We start from the raw sequence: 17,278 nt of genomic DNA, 5'->3' as shown, positions 1-17,278 counted from the left end.
AAGCAGACCCGGCGAGGGCCGGGTCTGCGGGGTCATTCGGTCTTGTCGATGCCGAGGTATTTGAGCATCAGTTTCTCGTAGATGGGCTCGGTATCCCCCACCTGCATCTTGTGCAGAAAGTACTTCTCGAAGGCGATCTTGGCCAGATGGACCCACTTTCCTTTCTTGAACCAGGCGACGTTGCGCGGCGGGATCTGCGGCATGGCGACGAAGGCGGCACCTGTGTCCCCCATGTCCGCCAGACAGATGGCATTCCATACTGCCTTGGTCATCGGCGGCTGGCCGCTGAGCTCCGCCTTGATGTTGTGGCTCAGGGTGCGCACCATCGCCTCAATCATGTAGCCGGTCTTGGGCACCCCGGTTGGTACCGGCGTCTTGTGCGGCGGTGCAATGGCGATGCAGACTCCGGCGGCGTAAATCTGCGGGAAGGCGGGGTTACGCTGGTGCTCGTCGACGATGACAAAGCCGCGGGGATTGACCAGCCCCTCGATGCCCCGCAGCGGTGCAATGCCGACAAAGGCGGGCAGCATCATGGCGTGTTTGTAGGGCAGAGTGTGGGTGCGTTTGATGTTGCCCTCATCGTCCAGCTCCTCCACCGTCATCTGGCCATCTTGCGCCGCCACGGTGCGGGCATTGCAGATCCACTGCACGTCGCGCATCCGCAGTTCGCTCTCCAGCATCCCCTTGGAGTCGCCCACGCCGTTGAGACCAAGATGGCCGATGTAGGGCTCGCTGGTGACAAAGGTCATGGGCACATTTTTCCTCACCTTCTTGTCGCGCAGGTGGCGATCGAGGATGAACGCATACTCGTAGGCGGGGCCGAAGCAGGAGGCGCCCGGCATGGCACCGACAATCACAGGACCGGGCTCATCGACCAGGGCGCTGACGCTGTGACGGCACTCTTCGGCGTGGGAGAGGGTGCAGACGCTGGTGGTGCCACCGGATTCGGGGCCAGCCCCCGCCACCTCGTCAAAGGCGAGGGCCGGGCCGGTGCAGATCGCCAGAAAGTCGTAACGCAGGGTCTGGCCATCGGAGAGGGTGAGCTGCTGCGCCGCCGGTTGCAGCTCGGTCAGGGCGGCATGGATAAAGCGGATCCCCTTTTTCTTCACATGGGGTTCGATGGGGATCGAGGTCTCCTTGCGCTCCCGCCACTGGACGGCAATCCAGGGGTTGGAGGGGGTGAATTCAAAGTCCGGCTTGTCATTGATGAGGATCACCTCATGCTGCTTGCCCAGTTCGGCCTTGAGTTCGTAGGCGGCAGACATGCCCCCGAGACCCGCGCCGATGACGATTACCGTTGCCATGTTCAGCCTCCTGCGTTTATTACACGCTCATATGAGCCTAGGTCATCCGACCCTGTTATTTAAATCCTATCCGTTTGAGGATCATCGCTGCCGGGCAGAAACCGGTGAATGCGCTCTGGATCAGGTTGACCCCGACAAAGGCACTCAACCAGACAAAGCCCGGATGAACCCAGGTGGTAAGGATCAGCGAGAGCAGCAACATGCAACCCGCGACGATTCTGACTCCGTTATCTACTGTCATGGTCTTTCTCCTCATCTACTTTAGATGTTGCTAATTTAGTGTTGTTTTATACAATAGAACAAATATCAGCAATTGCTAATTTACTCTTATGAGCCAATTCGACGAGATGAACAGACATGCGACAGCCGCCGCCTCCCTGCTCAAGGCGTTGGCTCATCCCGAACGCCTGATGGTGCTCTGCCAGCTGGTGGAGGGGGAGAAGGGGGTCGGGGAGCTGCTGGCCCATAGCCAACTCGGGCAGTCGGCCTTCTCCCAGCAACTGTCGGTATTGAAGCGCTACGGCTTGATCCGTTCGCGCAAGGTTTCCCAGCAGATCTACTACTCGCTGGTGAGCGAGGCGGCCGCCGATGTGTTGGGGGCGCTGCAAACCCATTTTTGTCACTCAGAAAATAAGGAATCTTGATGATGGAAAGCCAATGGCTGCTCTCTTTGGGCGGCGGCATGCTGGCGGGGCTGTCGGCCCTGATCCTGATGTTGTTCAACGGCCGGGTGGCCGGGATCAGCGGCATTCTGGCCGGTGCGCTGCAACACCGTGCGCCGTGGCGGGTGCTGTTTCTGCTGGGGCTCGGGGCGGGCGCCTGGCTGGCGCTGACCCTGGGCTGGGCCACCATGCCCGCATTCACCACGCTGCCCGGGTGGCCGGTTGTGCTGCTGGCCGGTCTGCTGGTCGGGGTCGGTACCCGTCTTGGCAATGGCTGCACCAGCGGTCACGGCATCTGTGGCATGGGGCGGCTCTCCCTGCGCTCCATCGTCGCCACCCTGACCTTTATGGCGGCAGGCTTTATCACCGTCTTCGTCACTCATCATCTGCTGTAAGGGGCTGATCGCCATGAAGTTGCTGACAAGTTTGTTTGCGGGTGTGTTGTTCGGACTGGGGATGGCCATCTCCGGCATGATGGATCCCGCCCGGGTCACCGGTTTTCTCGATCTGGCCGGGGCCTGGGATCCCAGCCTCGCCTTCGTGATGGGAGGGGCTCTGCTGGTCTTTATGCCGGGTTATTTTCTGCTGGTGAAACCCCGTCGCCAGAGTGTGCTGGGGGAGCCCATCGTTGCCGTAGCAGCCCCCAGGCTGGAGCGCCGGCTGATCGGCGGGGCCGCGCTGTTTGGCATCGGCTGGGGATTGGTGGGCATCTGTCCGGGGCCTGCTCTGAGTCTCATTTCCAGCGGGCAGCCCATGATAATGTTGTTTATAGCGGCCATGGTGGCCGGGATCTTGCTGTTTGACAGAGGGCTGGCCAGGTTGCTGACCAAGGCGCCAGCTCGGGGAGTGGATAAGGTGCGCCAGTCCCATACCGCCTGATCCCGTGAAGTGACAGATTACGCCAGGGAAGGAGAGTAATGATGGAAAAGATCCGGTTGCTGGGGATCACCTTATTGGTGATGACATCGCAGGCCATGACATCCACCCAGGCCATGGCTACAGACGGGGAGCCAGAGCCCTTGTTGACAGTGGCGCCACAGCCGGTGACCGACTGGCTGACGCTGGATGGCACCGTCAGTGCCATCAATCAGGGGACGGTGGCGGCCCAGACCAGCGGCCGGGTCTCCCGCATGCTGGTGGATGTGAACGATCAGGTGCAGGCGGGGCAGCCGCTGCTGGAGATCAGCGGCAAGGAGCAGTTTGCCGCCGTCACGGGTGCGGAGGCGCGGCTGGCGCGGGCGCAGGCTCAGCAAGTGGAAGCCGAGCGCCAGCTCGCCCGCTTTCAGGCGCTGATTGCCAAGGGGGTGATCACCCGCGCCCAACTCGATAATGCCCAGGCGACGGATCGCGCCGCCCGCGCCGAGGTGAACGCTGCCGATGCGGCTCTCACTCAAGCCCGCGAGGCCTACGGTTATACCCGCATTCTGGCCCCTTACGCCGGAGTGGTGACCAAACGGCTGGTGGAGTTGGGGGAGACTGTCGCCCCCGGTACCCCGCTGCTCTCCGGCTTCTCCCTCGACACCTTGCGGGTGGAGGTGGAGTTGCCCCAATCCGCCCTGACGCTGGCTCGTGAGCCTGCGGATGTGCAGGTGCTGCTGCCCGATGGCAAGTCTGTTACCCCGGTCAAATTGACCCGCTTTAACTATGCCGACAGCCAGAGCCACGCCTTCAGGTTGCGCCTCGACTTGCCGCCGCAAACCGCCGGGGTATTGCCCGGCATGTGGCTCAAGGTGCAGCTCAAACAGGGTGAACGTCAGGTGTTGCAGGTGCCGGATCGCGCCCTGCTGCGGCAAGGGGAGTTCAACGGCGTCTATCTGCAGCAACCCGCTGGCTGGGCCCTTACACCGGTGCGGGTCGGCCATTGCTTTGAAGGGCAGTGCGAGATCCTGGCCGGGCTGCAAGCCGGTGACAAGCTGGCTCCCGATGCCTGGGCGCAGCAGCAGGAGGTGGCCCATGAGTAGCGAGCTGAACGGCAACAAGGAGAGGCTGGGGCCTGCCGGTCGGCTGGCTGCGCTGTTTCAGGGCTCGGCCATCACGCCGCTGCTGGCGCTGGTGGGGCTGTTGCTCGGCCTGTTTGCAGTGCTGGTGACCCCCAAGGAGGAGGAGCCGCAGATCGATGTCACCTTCGCCGATGTCTACATTCCCTTCCCGGGAGCCAGCCCGGCTGAAGTGGCCTCTCTCGTCACCACCCCTGCCGAGCAGGTGGTCTCCCAGATAAAGGGGATTGATACCCTCTACTCTTTTTCCCAACCCGATGGCGCCCTGCTGGTGGTGGTGTTCAAGGTGGGGGTGAGCCGCGAGCAGGCCATCGTCGATCTCAACAACCAGCTCGACTCCAACCGCGATTGGCTGCCACAGGGGATCGGAGTCGGTCAGCCACTGGTAAAACCCCGGGGGATAGATGATGTCCCCATCGTCAGTCTGACCTTATGGAGCAAAGAGTGGAGCAAAGAGGGGAGCAAGCAACTGGGCGCTCCCGAACTGACCCGGGTCGCCCATGAGCTGGAGACCGAACTTAAGCGCATTCCCGGTACCCGCGATATTTACACGCTGGGCAGCCAGAGCGCCGTGTTGCGGGTGATGCCGGATCCGGCGGCCCTCAGCGCCCACGGCATCAGCTGGGGCGAGTTGAGCCAGCGCCTTTCGGCCGCCAATCAGGTAGGCACCACACAGGCTATCGAGCAGAACAACAGTGAGATCAAGGTGCAGGTGGGGCAGTTCCTGCAAAACGAGCAGGAGGCTAGAGAACTGGTGGTGGGGCTGCACGACGGCAAGCCGGTCTATCTGGGGGATGTGGCCAGGGTCTCTCTGGGTCAGGAGACCCCGACCAAACGCAGCTGGATGGGGCAAGGGCAGGCCAGTTATCCGGCGGTGACCCTGGCTATCGGCAAGCAGCCGGGTCAGAACGCGGTCGATGTGGCCAAGCGGGTGGAGGCGCGGGTTGAGAGTTTGCAGAATCGGCTTATCCCTGCCGGGGTCGAGGTGACGGTGACCCGGGACTACGGCGTCACCGCCGAGACCAAATCCAACACCCTCATCGGCAAGCTCATTTTTGCCACCACGGCGGTGGTGCTGCTGGTGCTGGTGAGCATGGGTTGGCGCGAGGCGCTGGTGGTGGGGGTTGCCATCGTCATCACCCTGGCGCTGACCCTGTTTGCCAGCTGGGCTTGGGGCTTTACCCTCAACCGGGTGTCGCTGTTTGCGCTGATCTTCTCCATCGGCATTCTGGTGGATGACGCCATAGTTGTGGTGGAGAATATCCACCGCCATCGCGGTTTGGGCAAGGGGGCGCTCAAGGATCTGATTCCGGGGGCGGTGGACGAGGTGGGGGGGCCGACCATACTGGCGACCCTGACCGTTATCGCGGCCCTGCTGCCGATGGCCTTTGTCAGCGGGTTGATGGGCCCTTACATGAGCCCCATCCCCATCAATGCCAGCATGGGGATGCTCATCTCCCTGCTGGTGGCCTTTATCTTCTCCCCCTGGCTGGCGAGCCATTTGCTCAAGGGTGAGGCGCACGGTGCCCACGGTGAAGCCAAGGCGGGTCTCTTTCACCGGCTGATGACCCCTTTTCTGATCGGTGATGGCGCCAAGCGTGCCAGACGCAAACTCTGGCTGGCGGTGTTGCTGCTGGTCGGGGCCGCCACCACCATGCCGGTGGTGCAGTGGGTGGTGCTCAAGATGCTCCCCTTCGACAACAAGTCGGAGTTCCAGCTGGTGCTCGATATGCCGGAGGGGGCGACCCTGGAGCAGACCGAGCGCACCCTGCTGGCGGTCGGGCGAGAGCTTGCCAAGGTGGAGGAGGTGAAGGATTACCAGATATACGCCGGCACCGCGGCCCCCATCAATTTCAATGGCCTGGTGCGCCACTACTTTATCCGCAGCGGCGCCAACGTGGGGGATATTCAGGTCAATCTGGTGGACAAGCATGAGCGTGATCGCAGCAGTCACCAGATTGCCCAGTCGGTTCGGGAGCCGCTGCAGGCCATCGCCAGTGCGGCAGGGGGCAACCTGAAAGTCGTTGAGGTGCCGCCCGGCCCGCCGGTCTGGTCTCCCATCGTTGCCGAGATCTATGGCCCGACTCCTGCCGCCCGTGAAGCGGCGGCACGCGCCGTACAGGCCCGTTTTGTGGCCACGGCGGATCTGGTGGACGTGGATATCTATCTGACCGACCCGCAGCCCAAGTGGCGGCTGGTGGTGGATCGCAGCAAGGCGGCCCTGCTCGGGGTCGATCTCGGGGATCTGGTGAACACCCTCAATGGCGGGGTGGGTTATCAGGATGCCAGCTGGCTGCAGGGGCACGGCGCCAAGTATCCGGTGCCGATCCGCATCGAACTGGCTCCCGGTGACAAACGGGATCTGGCGGGCGTACTGGCCCTCAAGGTGCGCAGCCAGAGCGGCCAGCTGGTGCGGGTCTCCGAGCTGGTGAGCCGCCGTGATGAGGTGGCCCCCAGCTATATCATGCACAAGAACATGCAGCCCATGGTGATGGTGGTGGCCGACATGGGCGGCCACACCGACAGCCCGCTCTACGGCATGTTTGCCGCCGGTGCCGATATCGACCTGCCCCAATATTACGTGCAGCAGCCCGACAAGCTGGGGGAGGTGGCGCTGTTGTGGGACGGGGAGTGGAAGATCACCTACGAGACCTTCCGCGACATGGGTATCGCCTACGGAGTTGGGATGATTCTCATCTATCTGCTGGTGGTGGCCCAGTTCCGCTCCTATCTGGTGCCACTCATCATCATGGCTCCCATTCCGCTCACCATCATAGGGGTGATGCCGGGCCACGCCCTGCTGGGAGCCCAGTTTACCGCCACCTCGATGATTGGGATGATCGCCCTGGCCGGGATCATCGTACGCAACAGCATCCTGCTGGTGGACTTTATCGAGCAGCAGCGCAGCGCCGGAGTGGCGTTCGAGCAGGCGGTCATCGAAGCGGCGCAGGTGCGGGCCAAACCCATCATGCTGACGGCGCTGGCGGCGATGATCGGAGCCCTGTTTATCCTCGATGATCCCATCTTCAACGGACTGGCCATCAGCCTGATTTTCGGGATCCTGGTCTCCACCTTGCTCACCCTGGTGGTGATACCCTTGCTCTATTATGCCCTACTCTCCCGACGCTCATGACGGGAGTCACTAGCGAAAGGATGCGCGATGAAGAGAGGTTGGCTGTGGTGGGGAAGTGGCGCCGTGGTAGCGGCGGCTGCTCTGGCATGGTGGTGGCGACCGCAGCCGACGCCGATCAGGCTGGCTGAGGTCGGGCGGGGGGATGTGCTGGTCACCGTGGTCAACACCCGGGCTGGCACCATCAAGTCGTGTCAGCGGGCCGGGCTCAGTCTGCCCGGTGGCGGCGTGGTGGAGCAGATCGCCGTCAAGGCCGGGGAGCGGGTGGCGCAGGGAGATCTGCTGCTGACCCTCTGGAGTGACGACATTCACGCCGATCTTGCCCGTGCCCGTGCCCAGCAGGCCCTTGGCAAGACCCAGCGCGAGGAGCGTTGCAGCGAGGCGGCCTACTACGAGCGGGAGGCCAACCGGCTGGCCACCTTGCTGGCCAAAAACCTCACCTCCCGCACCCTCGCCGAGCAGGCCCAGAATCTGGCCGATACCCGCCGCTATGTCTGTCAGGCATCCCGTCAGCAGGAACGGGTCGACGAGGCGCAGGTCGCTCAGGTGGAGGCTCGCTTGAGCGAGCGCCGCCTGCTGGCGCCGTTTGCCGGTGTGGTGGCGGAGGTCAACAGCAAGCTGGGCGAATACATGACCCCCTCACCGCCCGGAGTGGCCATGCCTCCGGTGATCGATCTCATCGACGATCGCTGTCTGTATGTCTCAGCCCCCATCGATGAGGTGGATGCCGCCCGCCTCAAGGTGGGCCAGTCTGCCCGGGTACTGCTCGATGCCATGCCCGGGCGCGATTTTGCCGCCACCGTCACCCGCATCGCCCCCTATGTGAAGGAGCTGGAGAAGCAGGCCCGCACCGTGGAGGTGGAGGCGGCGCTCACTGCCCTGCCTACCGATGTCCCCCTGCTTATTGGCTACAGTGCCGACCTTGAGGTCGAGGTGACCCGCGCCACCGATGTGCTGCGGGTAGCGGCCAGCAGCCGGGCCGACGATGGCAGCGTGCTGCGGCTGGAAGGGGATAAGCTGGTACGGGTGGTGCCCCGTTGGGGCGTGGAGAACTGGAACTGGATTGAGGTGGCCGAGGGGCTCGCTGCCGGTGATCGGCTGGCGGCCCAGCCCGGACAGATTGTCGGGGAGGGCCCTTTCAGCGCCGCCACGGAGCAGCCGGATGAGTGATCTCATTCGCCTTGATGCCGTCAGCCGTCGTTTCACTCTGGGGGGGAGCGAAGTGGCCGCCCTCGATCGCGTATCCCTGCGGGTTGCCGAGGGGGAGTATCTGGCGGTGATGGGCCCCTCGGGCTCCGGCAAATCGACCCTGCTCAATGTGCTGGGGCTGCTGGATCGGCCCGACGAGGGGCGTTACTGGCTGGGAGGGGAGGATACCGCCACCCTGTCAGAGCCGGCGCTGGCCCAGCTGCGCGGTCATCGCATCGGCTTTGTGTTCCAGTCGTTTCACCTTATCTCCCGCCTCACCGCCCGTGAAAACGTCGAGCTGCCGCTGATGCTGTGCGGGATCGCCCCCGCCGAGCGCCATCGCCGAAGCCAGCAGTTGCTGGGAGAGCTGGGGCTGGAGAACCGTGCCGGACACCGCCCTGCTGAGCTCTCCGGCGGTCAGCGTCAGCGGGTAGCCATCGCCCGGGCCATGGCAATGGCGCCGCGGCTGATCCTGGCCGACGAACCCACCGGCAATCTCGACTCCCGCTCCGGGGAGGAGGTGATTACCCTGCTGGAGGAGCTCAACCGGGAGCAGGGGATCACGCTGGTGGTGGTAACCCACGACCCGCGCCTCGGTGATCGGGCGGGCAGGCGGATCCTGATGAACGATGGCCGCATCAACATTGATAGCGGCGGTGGCTGAATGCGGCGCCCCGATGTGATCCGCTTTGCCGCCGTGGCCCTGCTGCGCCAGCGCTCACGGGCGCTGGTCTTGATCCTGGCGGTGAGTCTGAGCGTCACCTCGGTGCTGCTGCTCACCGCGCTGGGGGAGGGGGCGAGGCGCTATGTGGCCGACCAGTTCAGTTCCCTTGGCAAGGATCTGCTGGTGATGTTCCCGGGCCGCAAGGAGACCACCGGCGGGCTGCCGCCGGTCACCGGAAACAGTCTGCGGCAGATCACTCTCGATGATATGCACTACCTTGGCCAGCACCAGCCAAACGTGCGGCTGGTGCCGCTGGTGATGGGCTTTGCCGAGGCCAAGCAGGGGGCGCGGCTGCGCCAGACCATGCTGCTTGGCAGCAGCAACGGGCTGCGCGATACCCACGGGCTGGAGCTGCTCTCCGGCCGCTGGCTGCCGGGGGATGCTGCAGAGGATCGACCGGCCGTTCTGCTCGGGGTCAAGGTGGCCCGTGAGCTGTTCGGTCAGGTCGATCCGGTCGGCCAGTGGCTGCGTTTTGACAATCGCCGCTTTCGGGTGGTGGGGGTCTTCACCAGCCAGAGCAGTAATCTGGGGATGGATATGGCCGAGGCCGCGCTGATCCCGGTCGGTAGCGCCATGCGGCTGTTCAACACCGAGGGGCTGTTTCGGCTGCTGATCCAGCCGCTGGCGGGGCAAGCGGTGCCCCCGCTGGTCAAGCAACTGGAGCAGCTGATGCAGGCGCGCCACGGGGTGCTCGATGTGACAGTGGTGCGCCGCGACGCCATGCTGGCCACCTTCTCCACCATTCTCTCGACCCTCACCCTGGCAGTTGCCGGCATCGGCGCCATCAGCCTGCTGGTCTCCGGCATCATGATGATGAATCTGGCGCTGATCAGCACCCGCCAGCGCACCGGCGAGATCGGCCTGCTCAAGGCGCTGGGGGCCGACAGTCGCCAGATCCGCCAGCTGTTTTTGTGGGAGGCGCTGTTGCTGAGCGGCAGTGGCGCGCTGTTTGGCACGGTCTTGGGCTATGCCCTTGTTGCCCTCGCCGGAGTGATTTGGCCCGGATTTCCGGCGGCGGTCCCCTTGCTCGCTACTTTCTGCACCATACCGGCGGCCCTGCTGACCGGGCTGTTTTTTAGCTGGCTGCCCGCCTCCCGGGCGGCACGGCAAGATCCGGTCAGCAGCCTGCGCAGCGGGCAGTGGAGCGGTGGCTGATGCGCGCCGCTGATCTGCTGTTCTGGCTCTGGCGCGCCTTGCTGGCGGGGCGCAGTCGCAGCCTGCTGTCGGCGCTCGGCATCGCCATCGGGATCGCCTCGGTGACCCTGCTCACCGGCATCGGCGAGGGGCTCAGGCTCTATCTGCTCGACAGCTTCTCCCAATTTGGTACCCGGCTGATCGCCGTAACCCCGGGCAAGACCGAAACCGCCGGCGGCCCGCCCGGCATCCTCTCCAGCAGCCGTCCCCTGCTGCTGGAGGATGCCGATGCCCTCGCCAGATTGGCAGGGGTAGAGGCGGCGCTCCCTGTGGTGCAGGGGCAGGGGGAGGTGCGCAGCCGCGGCTTGACCCGCAGCACCGCCATTCTGGGCACAGGTCCGGCTGCGCTCTCCGGCTGGCGGCTCACCCTGGTGCAGGGGCGTTTTCTGCCTGCGGATGACAGTGCCATGCCCCGCGCCTATGCGGTGCTGGGTGCCAAGGTGGCAGCTGAGCTGTTCCCCGGTGGCGATGCACCGGGGAACCTGCTGCGCGCCGGTGATCGCCGTTTTCGGGTGGCTGGGGTGCTGGCCCCCAAGGGGCAATTTCTCGGCTTTGATCTGGACGACATGATCTATCTGCCAGCCGCTCACGCCCAGGCGCTCTTCAACAAGGAGGGGCTGCAGGAGATCGACGTCATCTATCGCTCCGGACAGGCGGAAGCCGATATCACCGCCCAGATCCGGCGGGCGCTGATCGCCCGCCACGGCGCCGAGGACTTCACCCTCACCTCCCAGCAGGACATGCTGAGCAGCCTCGACAAGATACTCTCCATCATCAAGCTGGCGGTTGGCGGGCTCGGCATTATCTCGCTGCTGATCGGGGCGGTCGGCATCTTCAGCATCATGAGCATCGCCCAGCAGGAGCGGATCCCCGAGGTGGGCTTGCTGATGGCGTTGGGTTGTCCACGGCGGCGCACTCTATTGCTGTTCCTGCTCGAAGCCGTGGTGCTGGCGCTGCTGGGCGGAGCCATGGGGCTGGCCCTGCTCGGCGGGCTCAAGCTGCTGCTCACCCTGCTGGCGGCTGGCTTACCGCTCACCCTCCATCCTCTCTATCTGCTGCTGGCGCTCGGTTGCAGCGCTCTGGTGGGTCTGCTGGCCGGGGTCGCTCCTGCACTGCGGGCAGTGCGTCTCGACCCCGTGGTAGCCCTGCGCGGTGACTAGGCCGCCCCTTTCGCAAGAGGCGCGTTACGCTCGGGTCTGAACAGGGGGGAACTAGGCGACCACCTCCGCAACCGACAGGCTGCGCTCAGATCTGAACAGGGGGAAGTAGCGGCGATCCGCCTGACTCATGTGGCCGACCACCAGCTCCTGAATGATGAAGTTGAGCAACTCGTCGTTGCCCAGTGTTCCAGCTTTGGCGGCGTGCAGCAGCTGGCTCGCCTTGTTGAGCAGGCGTTGGTGATCCTGACGGTGGTTGACGAGTTCCTGATAGTCGATCTCCGCCAGCATCTGCTCTTCAAAGGCGAAGTGATGGCGGGCCATGTCGAACAGGCTCTCCAGACTCTCCAGAAACGGGGCCGGATCTTCATGCTGATCTTTCATCCGCTCCAGCAGCCGGTTGGTCAATACGAAGAGCTGGCGATGCTCGGCATCGATACGGGGGTGACCGCACTCGTGGCCGGGTTGCCACAGCAGCGCGCCCTGCTCGGGATCAAGGCCTTCGGTATAGAGGCAGACCCGGCCGCGGCCGCGATTCTTCGCCTGATACATGGCCTGATCGGCGTGGTGCATCAGCGTCTTGGCATCCTCTCCGTGCTCGGGATAGAGCGCCAGCCCGATACTGCTGGAGATAAGCAGCTCCTGCCCCTCCAGCTGGAACGGATGGCGCAGCTGCTGGTGCAGCTTGTCGGCCACCGCCAGCACTTCGTCGCCACTCTCCGGCAGCAAGATAACGAACTCGTCGCCCCCCAGCCGTGCCACCAGATCCTGTTTGCGCACGCAGTGGCTCATCCGCTCGGCCACCATATTGAGCAGAATATCCCCGGTCTCATGACCGAAGGTGTCGTTGATCGGCTTGAAGTGATCGAGATCGATAAACATCAATGCCAGCGGACGGGGCGTCTCCTGCTCCATCAGCTCCTTGAGCCGTTGCTGCAGCAAGCGGCGATTGGGCAGCCCGGTGAGGGGGTCGTAGAAGGCGAGGCGGCGCATCATCTCCTCTCGCGCTGCCCGCTCGGTGATATCCCGGGTGACCCCTAGGATCGCCTCCGGCTGGGCATTGTGGTTGCCATGGAGGGTGGTGATGGTCTCGGTCGCCACCAGATGGCCATCCTTGTGGCGCAGCTGGGTGCGAATGACCCGGCGAGTCTGGTCATGCTCCCCCCGCTGCCAGGCCTCCAGGGTGGCGGAGATCTCCTCGCGCAGCAGTTGCCTTGAGGCATCCGGCAGCAGCTGTTTGAGAGGGAGGGCAAACAGCTCTGGAGCCTCGTAGCCGCTTAGAGGAGTGATGGCCGGGCTGACATAGCGAAAGCGCAAGCTGGCGGCATCCATGGTCCAGATCACATCGGCGCTGTTCTCCGCCACGAAGCGGTAGTGCTGTTCGCTCTGGGCCAGTTCACGGGTCAGCCGCTGGCGATCCCGCGCCTCTTCACGCAGGCGCAAATAGAGGTGCAAGAAGATGCCGAGCAGGGTCATCAGGGTAAAGGTGATAAGCATGGCGACCGCCACGCTCTTGTCGAGCAGCAGCCGTTGCTGGCGCAGCCGCTCCTGCGCCGGGTCGTAGATAAAGCGGTCGAGGTTGGGCAATACCGTGAGCATGCCCGCCTCCAGATAGGTTTTGGCGATCTGCAGCCAGCGCTCCTGCTGCATGTAGCCAGGTTCGATCAGATCCGGCTGCATCAGCTCTCTGGTTTCGCGAGCCTCGAACTCCAGCTGTTCACGGCCAGCCCCGGTCGGGTACTGCTCCATGATGAGGTTGATCATCTCTTCGGGGTGGTCCATCGCATAGCGCCACCCCTTGAGGCTGGCCTGCTGGAAGGCGTAGACCCGATCCTGTCGGGTGATCAGCTCCCGCTCGGAGGTAAACAGGTTATCGCCGTAGAAGTCGAAGTCGATGGTGCGCGGGCTGAAGACCCGATAGGGGATACCTCTTTGCTGCAGATAGAAGGGCTCGGTAGTGCTGTAGGCACTGATGGCATCCACCTTGCCCGCCAGCAGTGCCTGTATCCCCTGTTTGTATGGGAGGGTGACCCAGTTGCGGCTGCGGGTCTGGTGAGAAAGGTAGGTCAGCAGCTCGTTGGAGCCAGGCTCCAGCATCAGTCGCTTGTTGGCCAGATCGGCCGGGTTGCGAATATCTGGCCTATCCAGCGTGAGCAGAACCAGCGGCGAGTGCTGCAGCAGGGCGGCGAGCACCACCACCGGACGACCGGCAGCCCGATCCAGCAGCAGATCACTGCCGCTGATGCCAAAATGGGCCTTTCCCGAGAGCACCTCGCTGACCACATCGGTGCGGGAGTCCGCTTCGCGCAGGGTGACGTGCAGACCGGCCTCCCGATAAAACCCTTTGGCGATGGCCGCGTAGTAACCGGCAAACTGGAACTGGTGTTGCCACGGCAACTGGACGATGACCTGCTCGCCGGCTCGCACGGGGGGAGAGGTCAGGGTCGCGATGACCATACTGACCAGCATTGGCAGAAACCAGCTGAGGGGCTGGCGGGGGGCTGCGTTCTCCGTCATACAACGTTTCTCTCGGGAGCGGTGTCTAGGCTAGATTCAAGCAATTTTGTGTAACCTGCAAGGGGAGAAAAGGCGTTTGCAATGGGGTATAGGGGGATTGGAAAGTCATTTTTGTGTCGTTCATCACACGGGATGGATACATGCCGTTTTTTTGCAAGTTATGTGACCAATAAGAGAGTCATATGGCCTATCGAAGTGGTCGCATTCTAGCCACTTTTTCCCGTCTTTATTGTTATCATTGTGGCTAAACTGCATTTTTCCCGTGGTTGCACGTCAAGCTGTGTCGTTATATCAATAGATACTTTTATGGGGCGGTCAGGTGTGACGCAAATGTATCGCGGCTGCTGCGCACCGGTTAATGTGCGATGGCTCAGTGATGGTACTCCGTCAGTGTTATCATGCTGCCCCCAGTTCCGGATAAGGTCTTTTTATGTCCCGCTTGCGTCTGCTTGTCTCCGACTCTCACGATCCCCTGTTCAATCTGGCCGTTGAGGAGTGCATCTTCCGCCAGATGGACCCCGGCCAGCGGGTGCTGTTCCTCTGGCGCAATGCCAATACCGTGGTGATTGGCCGTGCCCAGAATCCGTGGAAGGAGTGCAATACCCGCCGCATGGAAGAGGACGGGGTGACCCTGGCGCGTCGCAGCAGCGGTGGTGGCGCCGTGTTCCACGACCTTGGCAACAGCTGCTTTACCTTCATGGCGGGCAAGCCGGAGTATGACAAGAGCGTCTCCACCGCCATCGTGCTGGACGGGCTCAAGCGATTGGGGATCGAGGCGTTTGCCTCCGGTCGCAACGATCTGCTGGTGGCCACCCCGGACGGGGAGCGCAAGGTATCGGGGGCGGCCTATCGGGAGACTCTGGATCGCGGGTTCCACCACGGCACCCTGCTGCTGGATGCCGATCTCGGCCGCCTTGCCAACTACCTCAACCCCGACCCCAAGAAGCTGGCGGCCAAGGGGATCACCTCGGTGCGCAGCCGGGTGGCCAATCTGTGCGAACTGTTGCCGGGGCTCGACCATCAACAGGTGAGCGAGGCGCTGCAGGAGGCCTTCTTCCACCATTACGGTGCGCGAGTTGAGCCCGAGCATATCTCCCCGGAGCAGATGCCGGATCTGCCGGGCTTTGCCGAGACCTTCGCCCGTCAGCGCAGTTGGGAGTGGAACTATGGTCATGCCCCGGCGTTCAGCCATCTGCTGGAGGAGCGGTTCAGCTGGGGCGGGGTGGAGCTGCACTTTGATGTGGAGAAAGGGGTCATCACCCGGGCGCAGCTCTTCAGCGATACTCTGGAGCCGGCCCCGTTTGATCTGCTGGCGGCCGAACTGGCGGGCTGTGGCTATCGACCGGACGCTGTCACCGCGCGTCTGCAGCCCTGGTTGGCGGCTTTCCCGCAGCAGCAGAGCGAGTTGACGGAGTTTGCCCGGTGGCTGTTGGCCTCCCTGCGTTGAGGGCTGCGCTGATGGCGATCCGGTAGTGAGGGCGCTGTCAGCCAGGATGAGAGCAAGATCACGAAATATAAAGAGGCGCCTCAAAGGCGCCTTTTTGCCAGCCCTTGTGATGGCTGATACATGACAAAAAGTAGGGTAGGCCATTAGATATTGTCACTGTCGGCCCCGCTGGCACAGGGGTATAACGGCCGCACATTTGCTGTACTAATGGTATAAAAATGAGTGACTTAGTTTATCTTCAAGACGAAAGCGTCAATGCCGTCCACCCCGATTTCTCCGCCCGTTTCGCCACAGTCAAAGCCAACTTTTTCTCGCGCAATCCAGATCTCTGGCCCGTTTTTCGCGAACCCGGATTTGCCACCCTCAACGAATTTCGGGCCCGTGGTCTGGCGCCGGATGCCCGCCTGAACGCCTGGCCTGATGGCCGTGCCCGCTTGGCCGATCTCTGCGAGACCATGCCGGTGCCCGCCACCATGCGCACCCCGGGCGAGCCCATGGCCGAGCTGCTGTTTGCCGCCGCGCTGTCGAAAGATTGGGAGAACCCCTCCAGTGTCGAGAACGTCATCACCATGTCGGCGGATCCCGCTATCTACGGCGCCCAGCTGGGTATTCTGGCCAACCCCAATCTGGTCTACTCCGAATACGCCGGAGTGGCCGAGGAGCTGGAGAAGAAGGTAGTGCGCCAGATTGCCCTGTTGGCGGGCTATGACCCGGAGCGGGCCACCGGCATCTTCACCCAGGGGGGGACCTTCTGTAACCTCTACGGCTACCTGCTCGGCATTCGCAAAACCTTGCCGGAGGCCAAGCACAAGGGACTAGGCCACTATCAGGATTACCGCATCATCAACTCCCAGGGCGGTCACTACTCCAATATCACCAACCTCTCCCTGCTCGGGGTCGACATCGAAAACAAGACTATCCGCATTCAGGTGGGGGAGAATAACGATATCGATCTCGACCACCTCGAGCGCACCCTGACCGCCTGTTTTGCCCTGAAACACGTGGTGCCCACCATCATGCTCACCATGGGTACCACCGACACCTTCGGGGTGGATCAGGTGAAACCCGTGTTCGAGCTGCGCAATCGCTTGTGCGAGCAGTTCGAAGTGGCGGTCAAACCTCACATCCACGTCGATGCAGCCATCGGCTGGTCGATGATCTTCTTCCTGGGTTACGACTTTGCCGCCAACCCGCTCGCCATCAACAGCGCGACTCTGGCGGGGATCGAGCGCAACGTGGCGCGCTTTGCCGAGCTGAAATATGCCGACTCCTTCACCGTTGACTTCCAGAAGTGGGGCTATGTGCCCTACACCTCCAGCCTGGTAATGATTAAAGAGCAGGACGATCTCAAGGCGATGGAGAATGACCCGGAGAACTTCTCCTACTTCGAGCGGGACATTCAGGGCCAGACCCACCTGCAATCCACCATCGAGTGCTCCCGCGGCGCGAGCGGCCTGTTCGGTGCCTATGCGGCGCTCAACTACATGGGGGTGGAGGGGTATCGCACCGTGCTGGCCCACTGCCTGCAAAATGCCAACTACTTCCGCTTCCGGTTAAGCCAGCTGGGCAACGTCATGCTGGTGGCGCAGGAGAATCAGGGGCCGAGTGTCGGCTTCAAGATCTACAATCCCGAGTGGGTGAGCGATCCGGAGGCCGAATTCGCCTTCGAGCTGGCCCGCTCCAGCGATCCTGCCTACAAGGCGCGCTTGCAGCGCAACACCGATTACCACCGCAGCCTATTCAAGGGGCGCGGCAAGGTGGGGCTCTACACCAACTGGGTGGAGGCGGTGGCCCACTCCGACTATGACGCCCGCGGCAAGTACTCCTACATCGCCGGGGAGAAGGCGGTATTTATGAACCCTGCCTGCACTCGCGAGCAGATCGACGCCTTTATCGACCATATTCGCGGTTGATGGATGTTGCCCTGACAGTCGAGCGCGGCCTGTGATGGCAAGAGG

Annotated in this window: 14 protein-coding genes; 11 read left to right on the top strand and 3 right to left on the bottom strand. The window is 63.1% G+C overall.

Annotated features, from left to right (window positions below; genetic code table 11):
* Positions 1-32 precede the first annotated feature (32 nt).
* Positions 33-1,304 carry an FAD/NAD(P)-binding oxidoreductase gene (locus A9G06_RS07360; RefSeq protein WP_069554758.1) on the bottom strand — a complete coding sequence of 424 codons (1,272 nt, stop codon included), beginning with the start codon at positions 1,302-1,304 and terminating at the stop codon, positions 33-35.
* Between the two features lie 55 nt (positions 1,305-1,359).
* Positions 1,360-1,545: a DUF2892 domain-containing protein gene (locus tag A9G06_RS07355; protein ID WP_005344304.1), complete on the bottom strand. Its 186-nt coding sequence runs from the start codon at positions 1,543-1,545 to the stop codon at positions 1,360-1,362.
* An 88-nt stretch (positions 1,546-1,633) separates the two neighbouring features.
* Between A9G06_RS07355 and A9G06_RS07350 the strand changes: the two genes are divergently transcribed.
* Genes A9G06_RS07350 through A9G06_RS07310 form a run of 9 tightly spaced genes read left to right on the top strand, consistent with a single transcriptional unit; the run spans position 1,634 to position 11,359 of the window.
* Entirely contained in the window at positions 1,634-1,948 is a 315-nt protein-coding gene (locus A9G06_RS07350; protein ID WP_005338008.1) for a helix-turn-helix transcriptional regulator, read from the top strand.
* Positions 1,948-2,361, top strand: coding sequence for a YeeE/YedE family protein (locus A9G06_RS07345; RefSeq protein ID WP_069554757.1), 414 nt, complete (start codon positions 1,948-1,950; stop codon positions 2,359-2,361). Before A9G06_RS07350 ends, A9G06_RS07345 begins: the two co-directional genes overlap by 1 nt.
* A 13-nt stretch (positions 2,362-2,374) precedes the next feature.
* Positions 2,375-2,845: a YeeE/YedE family protein gene (locus tag A9G06_RS07340; RefSeq protein ID WP_069554756.1), complete on the top strand. Its 471-nt coding sequence runs from the start codon at positions 2,375-2,377 to the stop codon at positions 2,843-2,845.
* A 41-nt stretch (positions 2,846-2,886) separates the two neighbouring features.
* Positions 2,887-3,927, top strand: a complete 1,041-nt coding sequence (locus tag A9G06_RS07335; protein ID WP_069554755.1) for an efflux RND transporter periplasmic adaptor subunit — start codon at positions 2,887-2,889, stop codon at positions 3,925-3,927.
* Positions 3,920-7,096 (top strand): efflux RND transporter permease subunit, encoded by a 3,177-nt coding sequence (locus A9G06_RS07330; RefSeq protein WP_069554754.1) that lies wholly within the window; start codon positions 3,920-3,922, stop codon positions 7,094-7,096. Before A9G06_RS07335 ends, A9G06_RS07330 begins: the two co-directional genes overlap by 8 nt.
* 27 nt (positions 7,097-7,123) lie before the next feature.
* Positions 7,124-8,263, top strand: coding sequence for an efflux RND transporter periplasmic adaptor subunit (locus A9G06_RS07325; protein ID WP_069554753.1), 1,140 nt, complete (start codon positions 7,124-7,126; stop codon positions 8,261-8,263).
* Complete coding sequence (locus A9G06_RS07320) at positions 8,256-8,945, top strand: ABC transporter ATP-binding protein (protein WP_069554752.1); 690 nt, start codon at positions 8,256-8,258, stop codon at positions 8,943-8,945. The genes A9G06_RS07325 and A9G06_RS07320 overlap by 8 nt, the downstream gene beginning before the upstream one ends.
* Entirely contained in the window at positions 8,946-10,160 is a 1,215-nt protein-coding gene (locus A9G06_RS07315; RefSeq protein ID WP_069554751.1) for an ABC transporter permease, read from the top strand. It abuts the gene before it with no gap.
* Positions 10,160-11,359 (top strand): ABC transporter permease, encoded by a 1,200-nt coding sequence (locus tag A9G06_RS07310; protein ID WP_069554750.1) that lies wholly within the window; start codon positions 10,160-10,162, stop codon positions 11,357-11,359. The genes A9G06_RS07315 and A9G06_RS07310 overlap by 1 nt, the downstream gene beginning before the upstream one ends.
* A gap of 51 nt (positions 11,360-11,410) precedes the next feature.
* Here the strand turns inward: A9G06_RS07310 and A9G06_RS07305 are convergent, their stop codons facing one another.
* Positions 11,411-13,873 carry a diguanylate cyclase gene (locus tag A9G06_RS07305; RefSeq protein ID WP_069554749.1) on the bottom strand — a complete coding sequence of 821 codons (2,463 nt, stop codon included), beginning with the start codon at positions 13,871-13,873 and terminating at the stop codon, positions 11,411-11,413.
* 430 nt (positions 13,874-14,303) lie between these two features.
* Here A9G06_RS07305 and A9G06_RS07300 point away from each other — a divergent pair, with 430 nt between their 5' ends.
* Both A9G06_RS07300 and A9G06_RS07295 read left to right on the top strand, forming a co-directional pair.
* Positions 14,304-15,320 carry a lipoate--protein ligase A gene (locus tag A9G06_RS07300; RefSeq protein WP_069554748.1) on the top strand — a complete coding sequence of 339 codons (1,017 nt, stop codon included), beginning with the start codon at positions 14,304-14,306 and terminating at the stop codon, positions 15,318-15,320.
* A gap of 218 nt (positions 15,321-15,538) precedes the next feature.
* Positions 15,539-17,233: a pyridoxal-dependent decarboxylase gene (locus A9G06_RS07295; protein ID WP_069554747.1), complete on the top strand. Its 1,695-nt coding sequence runs from the start codon at positions 15,539-15,541 to the stop codon at positions 17,231-17,233.
* The last annotated feature ends 45 nt before the right edge of the window (positions 17,234-17,278 follow it).

This window comes from Aeromonas sp. DNP9 (assembly GCF_001728955.1).
In the GTDB taxonomy this organism is placed as follows: domain Bacteria; phylum Pseudomonadota; class Gammaproteobacteria; order Enterobacterales; family Aeromonadaceae; genus Aeromonas; species Aeromonas veronii.
The sequence above is the reverse complement of the archived record's forward strand: the minus strand, read 5'-3'. Positions and strand labels throughout refer to the sequence as shown.